This is a genomic window from Marinobacter sp. Arc7-DN-1 (assembly GCF_003441595.1).
GTDB classification, from domain to species: domain Bacteria; phylum Pseudomonadota; class Gammaproteobacteria; order Pseudomonadales; family Oleiphilaceae; genus Marinobacter; species Marinobacter metalliresistant.
In genome coordinates, this window is sequence record NZ_CP031848.1 from 2,613,297 (window position 1) to 2,632,704 (window position 19,408).

General features: G+C 59.6%; 20 protein-coding genes and 1 tRNA gene. 12 read left to right on the plus strand and 9 right to left on the minus strand.

Annotated features, from left to right (window positions below; all coding sequences use genetic code 11):
* Positions 1-3: 3 nt before the first annotated feature.
* The 6 genes from D0851_RS12305 to D0851_RS12330 all read right to left on the minus strand — a co-directional run bounded on the left by D0851_RS12305 (position 4) and on the right by D0851_RS12330 (position 5,432).
* Positions 4-777, minus strand: a complete 774-nt coding sequence (locus D0851_RS12305) for a MotA/TolQ/ExbB proton channel family protein (protein ID WP_117618907.1) — start codon at positions 775-777, stop codon at positions 4-6.
* Positions 778-832: 55 nt separating this feature from the next.
* Positions 833-1,660 carry a shikimate dehydrogenase gene (gene aroE / locus D0851_RS12310; RefSeq protein ID WP_117618908.1) on the minus strand — a complete coding sequence of 276 codons (828 nt, stop codon included), beginning with the start codon at positions 1,658-1,660 and terminating at the stop codon, positions 833-835.
* On the minus strand, positions 1,653-2,579 hold the full coding sequence (gene hemF / locus D0851_RS12315; protein WP_117618909.1) for an oxygen-dependent coproporphyrinogen oxidase: 927 nt from the start codon (positions 2,577-2,579) through the stop codon (positions 1,653-1,655). Before hemF ends, aroE begins: the two co-directional genes overlap by 8 nt.
* 8 nt (positions 2,580-2,587) lie before the next feature.
* On the minus strand, positions 2,588-3,160 hold the full coding sequence (locus D0851_RS12320) for an L-threonylcarbamoyladenylate synthase (protein WP_117618910.1): 573 nt from the start codon (positions 3,158-3,160) through the stop codon (positions 2,588-2,590).
* 44 nt (positions 3,161-3,204) lie between these two features.
* Positions 3,205-4,353, minus strand: a complete 1,149-nt coding sequence (gene dprA, locus D0851_RS12325) for a DNA-processing protein DprA (RefSeq protein ID WP_117618911.1) — start codon at positions 4,351-4,353, stop codon at positions 3,205-3,207.
* Between the two features lie 62 nt (positions 4,354-4,415).
* Complete coding sequence (locus D0851_RS12330) at positions 4,416-5,432, minus strand: LysM peptidoglycan-binding domain-containing protein (RefSeq protein ID WP_117618912.1); 1,017 nt, start codon at positions 5,430-5,432, stop codon at positions 4,416-4,418.
* 435 nt (positions 5,433-5,867) lie between these two features.
* Between D0851_RS12330 and def the strand changes: the two genes are divergently transcribed.
* The 12 genes from def to D0851_RS12395 all read left to right on the plus strand — a co-directional run bounded on the left by def (position 5,868) and on the right by D0851_RS12395 (position 16,702).
* Entirely contained in the window at positions 5,868-6,371 is a 504-nt protein-coding gene (gene def / locus D0851_RS12335; RefSeq protein WP_117618913.1) for a peptide deformylase, read from the plus strand.
* A gap of 94 nt (positions 6,372-6,465) precedes the next feature.
* Positions 6,466-7,401, plus strand: coding sequence for a methionyl-tRNA formyltransferase (fmt, locus tag D0851_RS12340; RefSeq protein ID WP_117618914.1), 936 nt, complete (start codon positions 6,466-6,468; stop codon positions 7,399-7,401).
* A 1-nt stretch (position 7,402) separates the two neighbouring features.
* Positions 7,403-8,704 (plus strand): 16S rRNA (cytosine(967)-C(5))-methyltransferase RsmB, encoded by a 1,302-nt coding sequence (gene rsmB / locus D0851_RS12345; protein ID WP_117618915.1) that lies wholly within the window; start codon positions 7,403-7,405, stop codon positions 8,702-8,704.
* A complete protein-coding gene (gene trkA / locus D0851_RS12350; protein WP_117618916.1) occupies positions 8,701-10,104 on the plus strand; it encodes a Trk system potassium transporter TrkA in 1,404 nt (467 codons plus the stop codon). Before rsmB ends, trkA begins: the two co-directional genes overlap by 4 nt.
* Positions 10,105-10,205: 101 nt before the next feature.
* Positions 10,206-11,231: a glycine--tRNA ligase subunit alpha gene (gene glyQ, locus D0851_RS12355; protein ID WP_117618917.1), complete on the plus strand. Its 1,026-nt coding sequence runs from the start codon at positions 10,206-10,208 to the stop codon at positions 11,229-11,231.
* Positions 11,232-11,233: 2 nt separating this feature from the next.
* The gene (glyS, locus tag D0851_RS12360) at positions 11,234-13,315 is read left to right on the plus strand and encodes a glycine--tRNA ligase subunit beta (RefSeq protein ID WP_117618918.1); all 2,082 of its coding nucleotides are present in this window, start codon (positions 11,234-11,236) and stop codon (positions 13,313-13,315) included.
* Between the two features lie 25 nt (positions 13,316-13,340).
* The gene (gene gmhB / locus D0851_RS12365) at positions 13,341-13,898 is read left to right on the plus strand and encodes a D-glycero-beta-D-manno-heptose 1,7-bisphosphate 7-phosphatase (RefSeq protein WP_117618919.1); all 558 of its coding nucleotides are present in this window, start codon (positions 13,341-13,343) and stop codon (positions 13,896-13,898) included.
* A 35-nt stretch (positions 13,899-13,933) separates the two neighbouring features.
* Positions 13,934-14,010 (plus strand) — tRNA-Pro (locus D0851_RS12370).
* 540 nt (positions 14,011-14,550) lie between these two features.
* Positions 14,551-14,769: an AbrB family transcriptional regulator gene (locus D0851_RS12380; protein ID WP_117618920.1), complete on the plus strand. Its 219-nt coding sequence runs from the start codon at positions 14,551-14,553 to the stop codon at positions 14,767-14,769.
* The gene (locus D0851_RS12385) at positions 14,769-15,206 is read left to right on the plus strand and encodes a PIN domain-containing protein (protein WP_117618921.1); all 438 of its coding nucleotides are present in this window, start codon (positions 14,769-14,771) and stop codon (positions 15,204-15,206) included. The genes D0851_RS12380 and D0851_RS12385 overlap by 1 nt, the downstream gene beginning before the upstream one ends.
* Before the next feature lie 172 nt (positions 15,207-15,378).
* On the plus strand, positions 15,379-15,741 hold the full coding sequence (locus D0851_RS12390) for a VOC family protein (RefSeq protein ID WP_117618922.1): 363 nt from the start codon (positions 15,379-15,381) through the stop codon (positions 15,739-15,741).
* 238 nt (positions 15,742-15,979) lie between these two features.
* The gene (locus tag D0851_RS12395; protein WP_117618923.1) at positions 15,980-16,702 is read left to right on the plus strand and encodes a Crp/Fnr family transcriptional regulator; all 723 of its coding nucleotides are present in this window, start codon (positions 15,980-15,982) and stop codon (positions 16,700-16,702) included.
* Here D0851_RS12395 and D0851_RS12400 read toward each other — a convergent pair.
* Genes D0851_RS12400 through D0851_RS12410 form a run of 3 tightly spaced genes read right to left on the minus strand, consistent with a single transcriptional unit; the run spans position 16,699 to position 19,338 of the window.
* Entirely contained in the window at positions 16,699-18,069 is a 1,371-nt protein-coding gene (locus D0851_RS12400) for a diguanylate cyclase domain-containing protein (protein WP_117618924.1), read from the minus strand. The genes D0851_RS12395 and D0851_RS12400 overlap by 4 nt on opposite strands.
* 4 nt (positions 18,070-18,073) lie before the next feature.
* On the minus strand, positions 18,074-18,940 hold the full coding sequence (locus D0851_RS12405) for an OmpA family protein (protein WP_117618925.1): 867 nt from the start codon (positions 18,938-18,940) through the stop codon (positions 18,074-18,076).
* Positions 18,937-19,338, minus strand: coding sequence for a DUF4398 domain-containing protein (locus D0851_RS12410; protein ID WP_205422196.1), 402 nt, complete (start codon positions 19,336-19,338; stop codon positions 18,937-18,939). Before D0851_RS12410 ends, D0851_RS12405 begins: the two co-directional genes overlap by 4 nt.
* Positions 19,339-19,408 lie beyond the last annotated feature (70 nt).

A 19,408-nucleotide genomic window follows, 5' to 3' on the forward strand; every position in this document is an offset into this window, starting at 1 on the left:
GCCTCAGGCCTCCCGCTCCGGCGCCAGACCGGTACGCTGCTCCGGAGTGACGAACGATGACAACAGCTCGGTCATTACCCGCGGATTCTCGCCACGCATGATGTTCTTGATCGAGGTAAGAATCAGTAGCTGGTTGCGCGCCTCGTCCTCCGCCTTGAGCTGGAGTTTGTCCGCCAGGGGCAGGGCGATCAGCTGGGCGATGAAGGCACCATACAGGGTGGTCAACAGGGCAATGGCCATGGCCGGGCCTATGGACGAGGGGTCGTCCAGGGTATTGAGCATCTGCACCAGCCCCACCAGAGTACCCAACATGCCGATAGCCGGCGCGGATTCCCCGATGCCGCGGAACACCCGCTCGGCCACCTCATAGCGTTCGGCGGTCTGCTGGGCCTCCTGGGCCAGAGCTTCTTCGACCAGTTCAGGCGAATGGCCATCAACACAGAGATTGATGGCTTTCTGCAGGAACTCGTTGCCGGTCTGATGATTCTCCAGCCCGAGAATACCCTCCTTGCGCACCACCACGGCCAGCGAGCCTACCTCCCGGATCAACTCCGCGGGCCGGGCCATGCGGTCGGTGAACGCCGCCGACATGGCCAGGCGGAAGGCGCTCATCACGGACGCCATGCGGAACTTGATCAGGGTAACGGCAAAGGTTCCGCCCAGCACAATGGCCAGGCCCGGGAGGTTCAGAAATGTCAGGAATGAGGCATTGGTCAGCATTGCCAGGATGACAATCAGGACACCGGCTACAAGCCCCACAAGGGTAAGAATATCCATTGAAAATCCTTACGGAATGTTGACCCTGAGCATAGCCCAATCCGGGGCCAGGGGCTCAGTCGTCGCGCAATTCATCAATCACCGGCGCGGTTTCCGGGGCCACACCACGCCAGATCCGGAATGATTCCGCCGCCTGCTCCACCAGCATACCAAGACCGTCGTAAACGGTTTGCGCGCCCTGATCGAGGGCCCACTGATTGAAGGTCGTGGTCTGCAAGGAATACATCATGTCGTAGACCACCGTTTTCTCACCAATCACCTCCGGTGAAAGAGGTGGCAGATCGCCCTGCAAGCTGGCGCTGGTGCCGTTGATGATCAGGTCATAGGGTTCCCGGGGCTCGTCAAAAGCGCAGGCAGACAGCTGTGTGGAGCCGGCAACCGGTGCAAACAGCTCAACCAGGGCTTGCGCCCGGGCAAGCGTGCGGTTGGCGATGGTAAGAGAGGCCGGCCGCTCCGCCAGTAGGGGGCCCAGAACGCCGCGGACCGCCCCTCCGGCACCCAGAACCAGAATATCGGCACCCTCAAGGCGCACCCCATGATTCCGGACCAGATCCCGGACAATGCCGCAGCCGTCGGTATTGTCGGCGGTCAGCACGCCGGCGCCATCCTGATAAAGGGTGTTGGCCGCCCCGGCCTTCTCCGCCCGCTCGGTCCGGCGTTCAGCCAGCTTCCAGGCGTCTTCCTTGAACGGCACCGTCACATTCAGGCCCTGGCCACCGCGCTCGAAAAACTGCCTCACGGTGCCCGGGAAACCGTCCAGGGGCGCCTGGATGGCGGTGTATTCCACCGCCTCGCCGGTCTGGCTGGCAAACAGGCTGTGAATCCTTGGCGACTTGCTGTGGCTGACCGGGTTGCCAACAACGGCGTACAGATCGTTAGTCATGGTTGGCCTCCAGCCAGTCCCGGCCGGTCAGGAAAAACTCCGTGAGCCGGGCCTCGTCAGACCCCGGTTCCACGGTCCGGTTGTAATCCCAGCGCACCAGGGGCGGCAGGGACATCAGGATGGACTCCGTCCGGCCGCCGGATTGCAGCCCAAACAGGGTGCCGCGGTCGTACACCAGATTGAACTCCACGTAACGCCCACGCCGGTAGAGCTGGAAATCCCGCTCACGGTCACCGTAAGGGTGATCCATCCGGCGCCGGACAATGGGCTCATAGGCTTCAATATAGCTGTCACCGACGGCTTTCATCAGGCCGAAGTCCTGCTCGAAATCCCCGGTGTTGTGATCATCAAAGAAAAGACCACCCACACCCCGGGGCTCGTCCCGGTGCTTGAGATAGAAATAATTGTCGCACCAGTGCTTGAAGCGATGGTAGGTACCCTCACCAAAGGCTTCGCACGCGGCCCGGGCGGTCTTGTGCCAATGCACACAGTCCTCCTCGAAACCGTAATAGGGGGTGAGATCGTAACCGCCGCCAAACCAGTAAACCGGCTCACTGTTCCGGGGCCTGGCAATGAAAAAGCGGACATTGGCGTGCGAGGTGGGCACATAGGGGTTGTTCGGATGAATCACCAGGGAAACGCCCATAGCCTCCCAGGGCGCGCCGGCAAGATGGGGTCGGTGGGCCGTGGCTGAAGCCGGCATGGTCTCTCCCATCACATGGGAGAAGTTGACTCCGCCTTTTTCAAACACTTTCCCTTCGGTAATTACCCGGCTGACACCGCCGCCACCTTCCGGGCGGTCCCAGGCATCCCGGATAAAGGCAGCGCCGCCATCCACGACTTCCAGGCGGCTGCAAATATTTTCCTGCAGACTCAGCAGGTACTCTTTTACCGCATGGCTATCGGGCTGCTGTGACATGAATTCTCCTAACGAAGCTGCTTACCGTTGACAATATCAATAATCCGGCTGGGTTTGCGATTGCCGCCAAGCGAGCCGGGCACAATCCAGTCGAGCTGGTTACCGAAATACCGCCGGACCTGCCAGATATTCCGCGCCGGCTGGCGCCCGGCCGGGTTGCAGGAAGTGGATACCAGCGGCATGCCAACCGTGTCGCACAGGGCACGCACCACTGGATGCTCACTTACCCGAACCGCAATGGAATGATGCTGGCCACGCACCCATTCCGGCACCTGCTGCTCTACATCCGGCAACAGGCAGGTCACCGGCCCGGGCCAGTGACGTTCTGCTTCGGCCTGAAGCGACCGGGGCAGGGGATCCAGCAGGAAACGAATCTGGTCCACAGAGGAGGCTACCAGAATCACCCCTTTTCCGACGGGACGACGCTTCAGTTCCAGAATCCGTTCCACCGCCTGTTGGTCCCAGGGGTCACAGCCCAGGCCCCAGACCGCTTCGGTCGGATAAGCGATCACACCCCCGTGCATCACAGTGCGGCGAACACAATGCAATTGCCAGTCAGAAAGCGGGTGGGAAACAGCCATACTGCTCTTGTCAGAATCAATCAGGGTGGATGATCACACGGGGCTCAGGCGATTTTCTGGAAGCCTCCCGGTGCCGAGCTCACCAACCCTTGCAACTCCAGTAGCAACAGGGATTGCATGAGCTGGTCAGCGGGGAGACCGGTGGCTGAACTCAGTGCGTCGGTTGATTGTGGATCATACCCTAAAGCCTCAAATACCGCGATTTCCCGGCTGTCCAGACCGGCCAGCAACTGGCTGGACCGGTTCTGCCGCTTCGGCTCCGGCGTGGTGGCGACATCTTCCGTCAATGACCCGGACCACCAGGACCCCAGTTCCTCAAGAATGTCGTCCACTGTTTCTACGAGGCGCGCGCCCTGCCTGATCAGATGGTGACAGCCCCTGGCGACCGGACTGTGGATCGACCCCGGGATGGCAAACACCTCGCGTCCCTGCTCCAGGGCCATCCTCGCGGTGATCAGGGAACCACTGCGGAGACCCGCTTCCACCACCAGGACGCCGCGGCTCAGGCCACTGATAATCCGGTTACGCTGGGGAAAGTGGGCCGCTTTGGCCGGGGTACCAGGCGGGTATTCGGAAATCATCAGCCCCTCGGCAATCACCCGCTCGCCAAGGCGGCGGTGCTGGTTTGGATAAAGACGATCCAGCCCACACCCGATCACCGCCGTGGTCGGGAAGCCCGCATCCAGGGCGCCGGCATGAGCGGCGCCGTCCACACCCAGCGCCAGACCACTGGTGACCAGCAACTCCCGGGCGCTGAGTTCAGCCGCGAACCGGCGTGCATGGTCCAGACCGGCCCGTGTGGCCTTGCGGCTCCCGATAATGCCAATCTGCTCCCGACCCAGAAGCCCCGTGTTGCCAAGGGTATAGAGTACCAGTGGGGCGTCGTGAATGTGCCTTAGCTGCTCCGGATAGTCGACATCCTGCCAGGTGAGAATGCCAATGTTATGGCGCCGGCAGTTTTCCAGAATGGTCCGGACCTCACGCACCACCGGATGCGATTCGTCCTGCTGCTGCCACGCCTGGATGGCCGCACGGCTTTCTGCGGCCAGGCCAAGTGCCCGCAGGGTGGCCGGGTTCATGGTGAGCAGGTTCTTCAGTTCAGGGATTTCCGCCAGCAATTCGCGGCGTCGGGCATGGCCGAATTTTGGTAAACAGGTAAGCAGCAGCCAGGGGGCCAAAGGGGAGGAAAACACAGCATCATCCTTGCAGTAAGCGTCGGCCGGCCTTCCTGGTCCGGCCACTCAATATCAGTCGATCAGGGGTTGGTGACCTTGTCACCAACTGCCAGGGCACGACTGGCCTGAAGCACCAGGCCATAACTCATTTTTTCATAGGCCTGGAAAACCATCAGCAGCCCGGCGCGCTCTGAGGGCAGCTCAATGGTTTCACCCGTCACGGGATCGCGAACCAGGTTGCCACTCTTCAGCACCGCCATCACATTACCCGCTTCCAGGCCTTCGCGGGTACCGCGGTTGATGGCAACCACGTCAAACTGGCCGATCTGGCTGACACCACCATCGACGGAGATCATCTGACCCTCTACGTTTTCGCTGGGTACGCTGGGCACAAAGCTGGTGGTCAGGCGGCGGTCTTCGCTTACCAGCAGCCGGTCGCCAATACGAACTTCTTCATTGGAGCTGGTCAGGTTCACAGTCAGTACGTCACCATTTTCACGGGCCACGTCACCGCGGGCGATGCTGCGGGCCTCAAGACCAAGGAATTCGCCCGTCCCCGGATCCCTGAATTCCTTGCTGCGACGGAAGACTCCAACCTTGTTGGCCGGCTTTTCTCCGCGGGCGTAGATCCGGTCGCCAGCGCCGGTAATAATCCGGCCATCCTCACCTTCCAGCACGTAAGGAGCACCATTGAGTTCTTCCGGGCTTACGATGCGGGTGTCGGTCAGGAAGCTGCCGATGGCATCCAGCGGAATTGCGGGGATCGGCGTATCGATGGGCTCGGAACGGACCTGTGGCGACAGCCTGACCTCGTCGCTGGTTGCTACCTTGGTAATACGGGGCTTGCCATCAATGTAAACCAGGGCAAGGCGATCGCCGGGGTAAATCAGGTGAGGGTTGGCGACCTGCGGGTTCACATGCCATATTTCCGGCCAATACCACGGGTTATTCAGAAAACGGGCCGAAATGTCCCAGAGGGTATCACCTTTCACAACGGTGTAACGCTCGGGATGATCGGACCGCAACTCCGGTGCCGCATGGGCCCAGGAGGTTAACAGCAGCGTAGTTGCTGCCAGAGCGTACAGCAGTTTCCTCATTGTGTAAGTCCTTGATCGCGTGCCTTGATTCTTTTGCATTCTGTTGGGATGCAGTCAGTTACCTGCAGCTTATTACGTTGGTATTCCAGTTACTATAGAAGAAGTCTCGCAAATTGTGATGTTATCTTTTGTTCTTCCAGTAAATTCTATCCCACCGGTGAAAGATTTTAACTATTAACTGATCAGTTTGTACTCAATCGCCGAATTGTTAGATAATAGTGGGCCTAACGTTGGATACTCCGTCAGCCGTTGAAAGCTGAGGCCCCGCCCCGATAATGGTAAAGTCAGGGCGAAAATTTGCGCAGTACGCTGTCGCATTTCGGAGATCACTTTCACAATGCTACAAAAGTTACAAAAGTTAAAAGGTTACAAAGTTAAAAGAGACGTCGGCCGGATCGACTGGCGTCCTGTCATTCAGACTAAAAGTATGAATATATGATATTAGAGATTCTCGAATACCCGGATCCCCGTCTGCGCACCGTCGCCAAACCGGTTGAAGAGGTGACAGACGCCGACCGCAAGCTGATCGACGACATGTTGGAGACCATGTACGATGCGGCTGGCATTGGCCTTGCGGCCACCCAGGTGAACGTTCACAAACAGATCATCGTTATGGATCTGTCGGAAGACAAGAGCGAGCCCCGGGTGTTTATCAACCCGCAGGTGGAAGTACTGGATGGCGAAAAAGAAGCCATGCAGGAAGGCTGCCTGTCAGTACCCGGCTTCTATGAAGAGGTTGAGCGGATCGAACACTGCAAGATCCGGGCGCTGGGTCGTGACGGCAAACCATTCGAGCTGGAAGCCCGGGGCCTGCTGGCGGTTTGTATCCAGCACGAGATGGATCACCTGAACGGCAAGCTGTTCGTGGACTACCTCAGCTCCCTGAAGCGTACCCGCATTCGCAAGAAGCTTGAGAAACTCCACAAGAAGAGCGCCTGATCCGCCTGCGGGCGGGTAACAAAAACCAGGCACTATTCCGGACCGGGTCACGACCCGGTCTTTTCGTATTCAACGGAACAGAGACCAAAACACCGTGCGACTTGTTTTTGCCGGCACTCCGGATTTCGCTGCCACCGCTCTCCAGACCCTGATCGGCACCCACCACAGCATCGTGGGCGTCTACTCCCAGCCGGACCGGCCCGCCGGCCGTGGCCGGAAGCTGCAACCCAGCCCGGTCAAGCAGGTCGCCCTGGATAACGGCATTCCGGTGCTCCAGCCCGAGAGCCTGAAAACACCGGAAGCCAGGCAAGAGCTGGCAGACCTGCGGCCGGACGTCATGATCGTCGCCGCCTATGGTCTGATCCTGCCGAAAGATGTACTGGAGATCCCGACCCACGGCTGCCTGAACATCCACGCCTCCCTGCTGCCCCGCTGGCGCGGCGCCGCGCCTGTCCAGCGGGCCATTGCCGCCGGCGACCAGGAAACCGGAATCACCATCATGCAGATGGACGAGGGCCTGGATACTGGCGCCATGCTCCTCAAATCCCTGACCATCATCGGAAAAAACGATACCGGCGGCAGCCTCCACGACCGGCTGGCAGAGATGGGCGGCAAGGCCATTGTCAAAGCCCTCGAGTTGCTGGAGAAAGGTGAACTCCGTGGCGAACCCCAGAACGACGATCTCGCCTGCTATGCCCGTAAGTTAAGCAAGGACGAGGGACACATCGACTGGCACACAGATGCCATCTCCATTGAACGGCTGATTCGTGCCTTCCACCCCTGGCCCGGGACCTACACCGATCTGGGCGATCAGCGCATCCGGATTCACCAAGCCAAAGCCCTCAATGACACTGGCGACAAACCGGCAGGCACGGTACTCCGGCGGGAGCGGGACGGCATCGACATCGCCTGCGGAACCGGAACCCTGCGCATCAGCCGGCTGCAACTGCCCGGTTCCCGGGCCCAGAGCGTGAACGACCTGATTAACGGCGGCAAGGAGCTGCTCATGCCCGGCCAGGAGTTGCACTGACATGGGCGACCAACAACAGCCCATGCGTGCCATCGCCGCCGGCGTGATGCTGGCGGTGGAGCATGGCCAGTCCCTGTCCCAGTGCCTGCCGCCGGCCCTGAACCGCCTGCCACCGAATGAGCGCCCGGAACTCCAGGCCCTGTGTTACGGCACCTGCCGCTGGTTCCACCGGCTTGATAGTGAGCTCAATGGCCGACTGAAGAAACCTCTGCGCAAACCGGACCGGATTGTCCATCACCTGATGCTGGTTGCGCTCTTTCAGTTGCGCTTCAGCCAGCAGGCTACCTACGCCGTGCTGAACGAAACCGTGGAAGCCTGCCGGGCATTGGACAAGCCGCACCTCACCGGTCTGGTCAATGGCGTATTGCGAGCGGCCGAGCGAGAAGGCTCGCCCGAACCTGCCAATGACTCTGCCCGTTTCAGCCACCCGGTGTGGATGGTGGAAAAGCTGCGCCACAACTGGCCGGAAGACTGGCAACGGATTCTGGGAGCCAACAACGCTCAGGCGCCCATGACCCTGCGGGTTAACGCCCTGCGTTTTCACCGGGACCAGTATCTGGCGCTGCTGAAAGAAGCCGGCATTGAGGCCAGCCCGACCCGTTTCGCGCCCCATGGCATTCAACTGGCCAGCCCGGTTCCCGTGGAGCGCCTGCCCTGGTTCGCCGACGGCGCTGCCAGTGTCCAGGACGAGGCTGCACAGCTTTGCACCACGTTACTGGATTTGGCTCCGGGTCAGCGGGTTCTGGATGCCTGTGCCGCTCCCGGAGGTAAAACCTGTGCAATCCTGGAAAGTTGTGCGGAACTGTCAGAAGTTGTGGCCATTGATGAGTCCGCCGATCGACTACCCCGGGTACAGGAAAACCTCGATCGCCTGGATCTGGACGCAACCCTGAAACAGTCGGATGCTGCCGCTACCGGTCAATGGTGGGATGGCCAGGCTTTCGACCGGATTCTTCTGGATGTGCCCTGCAGCGCCAGCGGCGTCATCCGCCGCCACCCGGACATCAAGTTACTGCGCCGGGAATCGGATATTGTCCCACTGGCCGCTATCCAGCTTGGTCTGCTGGACGCCATGTGGGCTATCCTGAAACCCGGTGGCCGGCTGGTGTATGCCACCTGCTCGGTGTTCCCCCAGGAAAACCACCGTATAATTCAGCGGTTCTGCAAACAGCAAACCGATGCCATCCTTGTTGGGCCCAACGCTCAATGGGGGCGTGACATGGGTGCCGGGCGGCAATTGCTCCCGGATCCGTTCAGCCATGACGGCTTCTTCTACGCCGTGCTGGAGAAACCCGAACCATGAAAATCCTGATTCTCGGTGCTGGCCAGGTGGGCGGCACACTCGCGGAAAACCTCGCCAACGAAGCCAACGACATCACCATTATCGACAGCGATAGTGCCCGGTTGCGTGAACTTCAGGACCGGCTCGACATCCGCACCGTTCAGGGCGAGGCATCTTATCCGACGACACTGCGACAAGCCGGCGCCGAAGACGCCGACATGCTGATCGCCGTCACCAACAGCGACGAAACCAACATGGTGGCCTGCCAGGTCAGCAAGCTCCTGTACAAGACGCCAACCACCATCTGCCGGGTGCGGGCCAGTGCCTACCTGGCGAAATCCGAGCTGTTTTACCAGCGGGATCAGACAAAAGATCTGGACAGCCTGCGTGGCTTTCCCATCGACGTACTGATCAGCCCGGAACATCTGGTAACCAAACACATCACCCGGCTGATCGAAAACCCGGGGGCATTGCAGGTTCTGGAATTCTCCAAAGGCCTGACCCGGCTGGTTGCCCTCCGCGCCACCCGGGGCGGGCCACTGGTCGGCCATGAGCTGTCTTACCTTCGCACCCACATGCCCAAAATCGATACCCGGGTGGCCGCCATTTTCCGGAAAGACCGGGCCATCATGCCCGAGGGCAACACCGTCATTGAGGATGGCGACGAGGTCTTCTTTATTGCCGCAGGCGATCATATAAAATCGGTTATGAGCGAGCTTCAGCCACTTGTGAAGCCCTACAAACGCATTTTTATCTGCGGTGGCGGCAACATCGGCCAACGGCTGGCCCATACCCTGGAAAACCGTTTCCAGGTCAAGCTGCTGGAACGGAGCCATGAACGCTGCGTGATGCTGTCGGAAAACCTCCGCAAGACCGTGGTCCTCGAAGGCAATGCCGCCAACAAGGATATTCTGCTGGAAGAGAACATCGAGAATACCGATGTGTTCTGCGCGGTCACCAACGACGACGAGGCCAACATCATGGCCTCGCTGCTGGCCAAGCGCCTGGGCGCCCGGAAAGTACTCACCCTGATCAACAACCCGGATTATGTCGATCTGATCCAGGGCGGCGACATCGATGTCGCCATTTCTCCCCAGCAAACCACCATCGGCAGTCTGCTTACCCACGTTCGCAGAGGCGACGTTGTGAATGTTCACTCACTGCGCAGAGGGGCCGCCGAGGCCATCGAAGCCATCGCCCATGGTGACCACCGGTCATCGAAGGTGGTCGGCAAACGGCTGGACGAGATCAATCTTCCGGAAGGCACCACCATCGGTGCCATCGTGCGGCGCAGCGAAGTACTGATTGCCCACGACCACCTCCGGATCCAGCCAGATGACCACGTTATCCTGTTCCTGGTGGACAAAACCCGGATACGGGAAGTGGAAAAACTGTTCCAGGTGGGTCTCACCTTCTTCTGATTTAGAAATACGCATCCAGCACGCGTATAATGCGCCTTTTTTCGGAGTGCCCCGAAGGATAACCGGGGTGCCACACACAGACTGATCAGCAGGCAACCGTCGTGACAGACAAGGCAACGAAACAGACAAATCCGGACATCGGGACCTTCCAGGGCCTGATCCTGGCTCTGCAGAATTTCTGGGCGCAACATGGCTGCGTGGTTCTCCAGCCACTGGATATGGAAGTGGGCGCCGGCACCTTCCACCCGGCCACCTTCCTGCGGGCCATCGGGCCGGAAACCTGGAATGCCGCCTACGTTCAGCCCAGCCGCCGACCGACTGATGGCCGCTACGGCGAGAACCCCAACCGTCTGCAGCATTACTACCAGTTCCAGGTGGTCCTCAAGCCGTCGCCGGACAACATTCAGGAGCTGTACCTGGATTCCCTGAAGGCTCTGGGCCTGGACCCGCTGGTGCACGACATCCGGTTTGTGGAAGACAACTGGGAATCACCCACCCTCGGCGCCTGGGGTCTGGGCTGGGAAATCTGGCTTAACGGCATGGAAGTCACCCAGTTTACCTACTTCCAGCAAGTGGGGGGCCTGGAATGCTTCCCGGTGACCGGCGAGCTCACCTACGGGCTAGAGCGGATCGCCATGTACCTGCAGGGTGTCGACAGTGTCTACGATCTGGTCTGGACCGAAGGCCCTGATGGTGTGGTCACCTATGGTGATGTGTTCCACCAGCAGGAAGTGGAGATGTCCACCTACAACTTTGAACACGCCGATACCGAGTTCCTGTTCCACAGCTTCGATGTCCACGAGCGGGAGAGTGCCCGCCTGATCGAAGCCGGCCTGGCGCTGCCAGCCTATGAGCAGGTTCTGAAAGCCTCCCACACCTTCAACCTGCTGGACGCCCGCCACGCCATCTCGGTGACCGAGCGCCAGCGCTTTATCCTGCGGGTACGTACCCTGGCGCGTTCAGTCGCCCAGGCGTACTTCGACAGCCGCCGGGCACTGAGCTTCCCGCTGGCGCCCGAGGCTCTGCGCAAGGAAGTGCTGGCCGCCGCCGAGGCCGCCGATGACAAGGCGAAGAGCCAAAACGGCAAAAAAGCGAAGAAGGCACAGCAGGAACAGGGGAACGCATAATCATGGCAACACAGGATTTTCTGGTCGAACTGGGCACCGAAGAGCTGCCCCCCAAGGCCCTCAAGCCACTGTCTGACGCCTTCACCCAGGGCATTGCCCGGGGTCTGGATGAGGCCGGCATCGAATTCGGCAAGATTGAGGCCTTCGCGGCACCGCGCCGTCTGGCGGTCCGTATCCGGAAGCTGGCCGATGCCCAGCCGGACAAGTCTGTTGAGAAACGCGGCCCGGCGGTCAAGGCCGCCTTCGACGACGCCGGCAACCCGACCCGGGCGCTGACCGGCTTCGCAACCTCTCTGGGCGTAACCCCGGACCAGCTCGACACCCTGGAGACCGACAAGGGTGCCTGGGTGGTTTACCGAACCGTGGAGCAGGGCAAGCCCACCGTGGAACTGATGCCGGAACTGGTGGAGCAGTCCCTGGCGGGCCTGCCCATTCCCAAGCGCATGCGCTGGGGTGCCCACCGGACCGAGTTTGTGCGCCCGGTACATTGGGTCATCATGCTGTTCGGCAACAAGGTGATTGATACGCCCATCATGGGCCTGACTCCGGGCAACAAGACCCGTGGCCACCGCTTCCATTGCCCGAAATCCCTGATTGTACCCACACCCGGCGATTACGAAGTGGTGCTCAGACAGGAAGGCTATGTGATTGCCGATTTCGCCGGGCGCCGGGAACAGATCCGCGCCGGCGTGACCGAACTGGCCGAGAAGGAAGCCGGCGGCAAGGCGGTAATTGATGAAGACCTGCTGGACGAAGTAACCGCCCTGAACGAGTGGCCGGTGCCCCTGATGGGCCGCTTCGAGGAGCGGTTCCTGGAGGTTCCCGCGGAAGCCCTGATTTCCTCCATGAAGGAGCACCAGAAGTACTTCCACGTGGTGGCTGCCGATGGCGACATGCTGCCCCTGTTCATCACCGTCGCCAACATTCAGAGCAAGGATCCGGCGCAGGTGATTTCCGGTAACGAGAAGGTGATCCGGCCCCGCCTGTCCGACGCCGCCTTCTTTTACGAAACCGACCGGAAAACCAGGCTCGAGGACCGCGTTGACGCCCTCAAGCCTATCGTGTTCCAGGAAAAGCTCGGCAGCATCTACGACAAGTCCGTCCGTGTCGCGGCCCTGGCCCGGAAAATTGCCGGTGCCATCGGCAGTGACCCGGCCCTGGCCGAGCGTGCCGCCATGCTGGCGAAGACCGATCTGGTCACCGAGATGGTGCTGGAGTTCACCGACCTTCAGGGCATCATGGGCCAGTACTACGCCGCCAACGATGGTGAGCCGGAAGACGTGGCCAAGGCGCTGAACGAGCAGTACATGCCCCGTTTCGCCGGTGACAACCTGCCCACCACCCTGACCGGCTGCGCCATTGCCATCGCCGACCGCCTGGATTCCCTGGTCGGCCTGTTCGGCATCCACCAGCCGCCATCCGGTACCCGGGACCCGTTCGCCCTGCGCCGTGCTTCCCTCGGGGTACTGCGTATCATCATCGAACGTGAGCTACCGCTGGATCTGCAGACCTGCTGCGAGTGGGCGCAAGAGAACTTCACGGTGCTGACCGAGCAAAACACCGCCAGCACCGTGGTGGACTACATGCTGGAGCGCTTCCGGGCCCATTACGACGAGCAGGGCATCGGCGCCGAGGTTTACCTGGCCGTTCACGCCCGGCGCCCGACCCGCCCGCTGGACTTCGACCGCCGGGTGAAGGCCGTCGAAGCCTTCCGCCAGCTGCCGGAAGCCCAGGCCCTGGCGGGCGCCAACAAGCGGGTGTCCAACATCCTGACCAAGCAGGGCGGTGACAGCATCGGTGAAACCGTCGACGCCAGCCTGTTGCAGGACAGTGCCGAGAAAGCCCTGGCCGAACAGGTCGACCAACAGGCCGCGAAGGTCCTGCCTCTGTTCGAGAACGGCGACTACGCCAGCGCCCTGAGCTCCCTGGCCAGCCTGCGGGAGCCGGTGGACAACTTCTTCGATGAAGTGATGGTGATGGCCGACGACGAAGCCATCCGGAACAATCGCCTGGCACTGCTGAACCGGCTGCGCAACCTGTTCCTGCGCGTTGCGGATATTTCGTTGTTGCCCGCCGCCGGCTAATTCGCTGACCTACTGCGTGGCGCTGATGCTGATTATCCTGGACCGGGACGGGGTCATCAACGAGTACGATGGCAACTACATCTGCTCAGCGGATGAATGGCACCCGATTCCCGGCAGCGTAGAAGCGATGGCCCGGCTCTGTAATGCCGGCCACCGCATCGCCATCGCCACCAACCAGTCCGGTATCGCCCGCGGTTACTACGGCATCGACGAACTGGATGCCATGCATGAAAAGCTGGAGCACCTGGTGGAAGCCCAGGGCGGCTGCATCGATTTCATCGCCTACTGCCCCCATCACCCCAACGACCGGTGTCACTGCCGAAAACCGCGAACCGGCTTACTCGAACAGATCCGCCAGCATTTTCACCTGACGAGCCTCGAGGGCGCCATCATGGTCGGCGACAGCCGCAAGGATCTGGAGGCAGGCTACGCCGCAGGTTGCCAACCGGTGCTGGTGAGAACCGGCAATGGACTGGACACTGAACGCCACCTGGACGCCAGGCCGATACCCGGCGCCCATGTCAGCATCTACGACAATCTCAGCAAATTCACGGATGCGCTTTTATCCGCCGAGGGCTGGTAAAACCAAAGCGAATCCGTATAATACCGGCCGTTGATCGGCGTGTGGCGCAGCTTGGTAGCGCACTTCGTTCGGGACGAAGGGGTCGCAGGTTCGAATCCTGCCACGCCGACCACTTTCCCGCTCTCCACTGACATCTTTCCCCAGACTTGCCTATCCATTCGCAGCCAGTCGTGGTTATTCTGCTGCAGGCTTGCTCCGCAAGGATCAAATCAGGCGGTCTGCACTCTGCGAGAATCGGCCAGCAATGTGCGAATGGTGCCTGGCGATCATTGACCGTGATGAGAATTCAACATTGCCTCGCGGTATAGCCCGCAGGATTTCACGCTGATCTATGGGAATGCGACGAGGCTCACATCAAACTGGGCTACCCAGCAGCAAATGATTCTGATCGAATACTCATGTGCCCGTGGCGGGGCTTTAAATTCCAGATTATTGAGCGCAAACACGTAGGATCTAGCCCAATGGCGGTCTATGCCATTCGGGTTAACTGACGGAGAAACGCTACCCTCCACTTGCCTCAGTTCAGTGACCGATATGGCACAAATCGCCAGCAAAACCAGCCTGCCCAGACCACTCACCCCAAGCGCTTTACTTTGCTTCTTTTGTAAAGGGATGTTATTCTTTACGTATAGTCAATAGTAAAGAGGCCCGTATGCCAGTTGTCAGCCAAAAAAGACAAGTTACTCTTCCCGTCGAACAATGCTCAATTGCAGGAATTCAGCCCGGCGATGAGTACGAGAGCTTTGTCAGTCGAAAGGGTGTAATTTCCATAGTTATTAAGCACAAAGGGGCCGCCAAGGGCCTGCTTAAAGGGATTCCGGTCAATGACCAGGTGAACGAGGAAGAATCCCTTGCGAGTGCCATGCGCTGATGATTGCCGTTGATACAAATGTGGTACTCCGCTACCTGCTGCAAGATGATGTGAAGCAGTCGTCAAAAGCAAGTAAGCAGTTCATGGGGCATGAGAAAATCCTGATCACCGATGTGGTCTTGGTTGAAACTATCTGGACGCTTCGGGGTAAGCGTTATGCGCTCTCCAAAGAGGCGCTGATAGAGGTAATACACAGCCTAATCGAAGAACCGAATGTCGTGTGGGAAGATGGCCATGCAGTCTGGTGCGCCCTAGATGATTTTGTTAACGCCAAGCCGATAAAGGTCAGTGGAAAGACCAAGCAAGCCGACTTTGCCGATGCATTGATTGTGAACAAGTCCCAGCGATACGGGATCAATAAAACTTTGTCGGTTTTTCCTTTGTATACCTTTGACAAAGCGGCTCTGGAAATTAATGGGACTAAAGAGCCCAAGTAAGCATGAAACCGAATAAGGAATCAAATATATGGCTGCGAAAGCGATGTGGAAAGGTCACGATGGCTTCAAGGCATTTGTCTGGGCTTCGGCTCTGAGTTACAACTGGTTCGGCTGGCACGACTCGGGCCGGATTAGCCTCCAGGCCTGGTTCGGAAAGCTGACAAAAGCATGCATGGACAAGCCATGCAAGGAACGCCCATGGCGGCATCGAGTTCGACGAACAGACCTGCTGGAGCACCTGGACGCAAAGGTACTGCTGGATCTGGACCGCATTGCCTTTATCGGCAAGAACATGAGTTCGCCCATGCTGGCGGTGTGCAAACCGTTCAACGGTGAGCCGAACCATCCGGGCAACGGCAATATGCTGGCCCTTCAGCCGGGCTCAAAACAGGCAGTGGATGCCCATTACCACAAGGCCATCGAGCTGGGTGCTACCTGCGACGGCGAACCCGGCCAGAGAATTCCCAACCAGTTTTACGGCGCCTACGTGAAAGACCCGGACGGCAACAAGCTGGCGTTTTTCCACTTCGGTTAATGATGAATGGCCTTACCTAAAGGGAGGGCCACTTTTATTGTCTTTCATTCTGCATTCAGGTTAACGCGGCCGGTCTGGAATTTTCCTGCCCCGATATTTATATTGTTATTGCTGCAGCCAGAGTGCCTGATGTGTGTTAGCTTCGTGTCGTGATTAAAGGGATCGCTCATTCCCCGCCAATGGTCACCCGCATAAGGGGAATGTGCCCATCAACGATAGGTCCACCAGGGAGGTGACTATGTCTGACGCACCAATCTTCCCCGGGCAAAATCATTTACTGGCCGCCTTGCCGAAAAGTGCCAGAGAGCGGATATTTCCAAAGCTCAAACTGGTTGAGCTGAATCTGGGCGACGTGATTTACGAATCCGGCCAGCCCATCGAATTCGTCTATTTCCCGACCAATTGCATCATTTCGCTGCTTTACGTCATGATCAACGGCTCATCCGCTGAGATCTCGGTGGTTGGCAATGAGGGTATGGCCGGTATCGCCGTATTCATGGGCGGCGACAGCACCCCCAGCCGAACGGTTGTGCAAAGCCGGGGGTTCGCTTACCGGCTGCCCGCCCCGGAACTCAAGGCTGAGTTCAATAATAGCCCCGAGGTAAGGGTGCTGGCCCTGAGGTACACCCAGGCGCTGATCACCCAGATGTCCCAGACTGCCGTGTGTAATCGCCATCACTCGATCGATCAGCAACTGTGCCGCTGGCTGCTGTTGTCCCTTGATCGCCTCCCGGACAACCGGCTGGCCATGACCCAGGAACTCATTGCCAACATGCTGGGGGTTCGCCGCGAGGGTGTCACGGAGGCTGCGGGCAAGCTGCAGAAACTGGGAGTTATCGAGTACCACCGCGGGCACATTACCGTGATTGACCAGCCAGGACTCGAAGCGCTCTGCTGTGAATGCTACGTTGTGGTCAAGCGGGAAACCGACCGCCTGACCTACGCCAACACCCTATCCTAGAGCAGCCGCTGCAGACTCGTCGGAACGGGTATCAGGCTCCCGGCGACGGGGCGCCGATTCAATGTCTTTAGCCGATACATGGCTCTATCCGCGAGTTTCAGGAGTTCGTCGGCAGTCTCTCCGTTGTCCGGGTATACACTGACCCCGATACTGAGCTGAAGCGACACCTCATGGCCACCAATAACCATAGGCTCGGCGGCGGCTTCGCGTATTTTATCGGCAACGGCGTAGGCGTGATCCGGCTGGGCGATTTCGGCCAGCAACACCACAAACTCATCCCCTCCATACCGGCAAACCGTATCCGCCGCTCTGACGCAGCTCTTCAGTTTGCCAGCCAGTACCTCCAGGATCATGTCACCACTGTTGTGGCCAAGAACGTCGTTGACGCTCTTGAAGTTATCAAGGTCAATGAACAGGAGGCCCATCTGGACGCCATGCCGCCGTGCCAGTGCCCGAGATTGGTCGAAGCGCTCGTAAAAGGCGTTGCGGTTGTGCAACCCCGTCAGCTCATCATGTTGGGCAAGGTATGCCATACGGGCGGTGGTTTCCCGGGAAAAGCGGGCGTCGTGGAATACGATGACCGCGCCAACAACCACCCCATGGCGGTTGTGGATGGGCGCTGCAGAGTCTTCAATGGCCAACTCCACGCCGTTTCTGGCCACCAGCAGGGCATTCGCCTCCAGGGCAACAATACTGTCCGACAGTATCGCCCGCCGTGCCGGATCGGAAGTAGGCTTGTGCGTGTTTGCATCCACCACATGAAAAATCTCACTCAGGGGTCGTCCAATAGCCTCATGGCGACCGAAGCCGGTGAGCGTTTCCGCTACGACGTTCATATAGGACACACGGCCGTCGATATCGGTGCTCAAAACCGCATCCCCAATCGAGTCGAGCGTCACCTGTGCCCGTTCCTTTTCATCAAACAGCTGCTCCTCGGCCTGTCTCCGGGCTCTCTCATGGGCTTTGTAGGTGCTGATGCCCTCGACCGTGTGTACGTAACCATGCCCGGGCATGCCATCCGTCAGCAAGGCCGCGTTACGACGGGTCCAGATGACCTGGCCGTTAGCACACTTCAATCGGGCTTCGCACAGGAAGGCCTCATGCCCCAGCACTGCTTTATCCCAGTGCCGGAGCGTCTTGTCGAGATCCTGTGGGTGGATAACCGAACTCCAGTGCGATCCGATCAGCTCGTCGCCGGTCCAGCCACAGAGTTTCTGGTAGGCGGTATTGCTGTAGAGGCATTTGCCATCCCTATCCGTCACCAGTATGCCCAGGGGCAAAGCATCGCTCAGCGGAATACCCCTGCCCAGGCCCGCGCTGGCTTGGGTATCCGCCGCCAGCGGGAAGAAGTCGCGATAGCGCAACATGCCCTTACTCCCTGTTCTCAATGATGACCTCAACACGGCGATTCTGCTGACGACCTGTTGCAGTGTCGTTGCTGGCGACGGGGCGTTCGAAGCCGAACCCGGACACCGTGAGTCTTCGGCTGTTAATGCCACGATTTACCAGAAACCGTTGGACCGACTCAGCCCGTTGACGTGACAGTGTCTGGTTGAAAGCGGCGCTGCCCACGTTATCGGTATGGCCTTCAATCAACACCTGGCGATCGGGGTACTGATTGAGGAAATTCACCAGTTTCTCCAGGTTCCGGTTCGTACCGCCCTGGATGGCAGCGCTGCCAGTGGCAAACAGAACATCGCCCAGAGTCAGGACCAGCCCCCGTTCGGTCGCTTCGGCCTCAAGAGTGTCGATCTGCCGTTGCAACTCCTCGGCTTCGCGGGCTGACATGGCGGCCGCCTGTGCTTGCGAGCTGCGCGCACTCTCCGCCTCGGCGTGCGCCCGGTCTGCCTCCCGGGTGCGGGCCGAAAGCCTGGCCGCGTCGCGTTGCTCGCCTAACCGTACCCGCTCCGCTTCCATCAGCCGGGTCTCGCCTTTGGCACGGGCAATTTCGACCATCCGGTCTGCCATGTAAATCCTGTGAGCTGCCAGCGCGGCTTCGTCGTTACCCAGTGGCTGCTCGGCCAGTTGGACCGCGGCTTCCGCGTCACGCAATTCCACACGGGCATAGTTCATCATGTCCGGGTTCTGTTGCAGCATCGTCAGCTTCGCGCGCACATCCTCTGAGCCATCGGGGCTCGTCGGCGACATGGCGCAGGCCGTCAGGAGCAACGAGGAAAGCAATACCACGGTTATGGTCTTCACGCCCGGAACCGGTCTCAAAAACGATGGAATATTCATTGCCTGTCTCCCCGACGCTGCATCTCTTCATCCAGAGCCTCGGCACTGCGCCCCATTTCACGATTAATGGCAGCCGCCTTTGCGGCTTGTGTCCGGGCTATGGCCAATTCAGCAGCGATATGGGCCTGTTTGGCCAGACGATCCGCCTCCGCCATGCGTTCTGCCTCAACCGCTTTAACGGCCGCCGCCAGGTGCCGGTTCGCCTCTTCCAGTTCGGCCCCGGCGTACTGCCGGGCTTCGGCCTGCTCAGCACTGGCAATGGCATCCCGGGCCGCGTTCAGAGACTCCGTTGGTGGCAGTAGCGCAGACGCGCAGGCAGCCAGAGTCAATGCGGCGAACATCAGGGCGGTGAAAAGACCGATGCGTCTCAAAGCGCACCGGATTATGTCGGTATTCATAACATGGCTCCTTATGCCACGGAGTCGCCCGAACCTCAGCAGTCCTAACACACTCCTGACAACCACATTA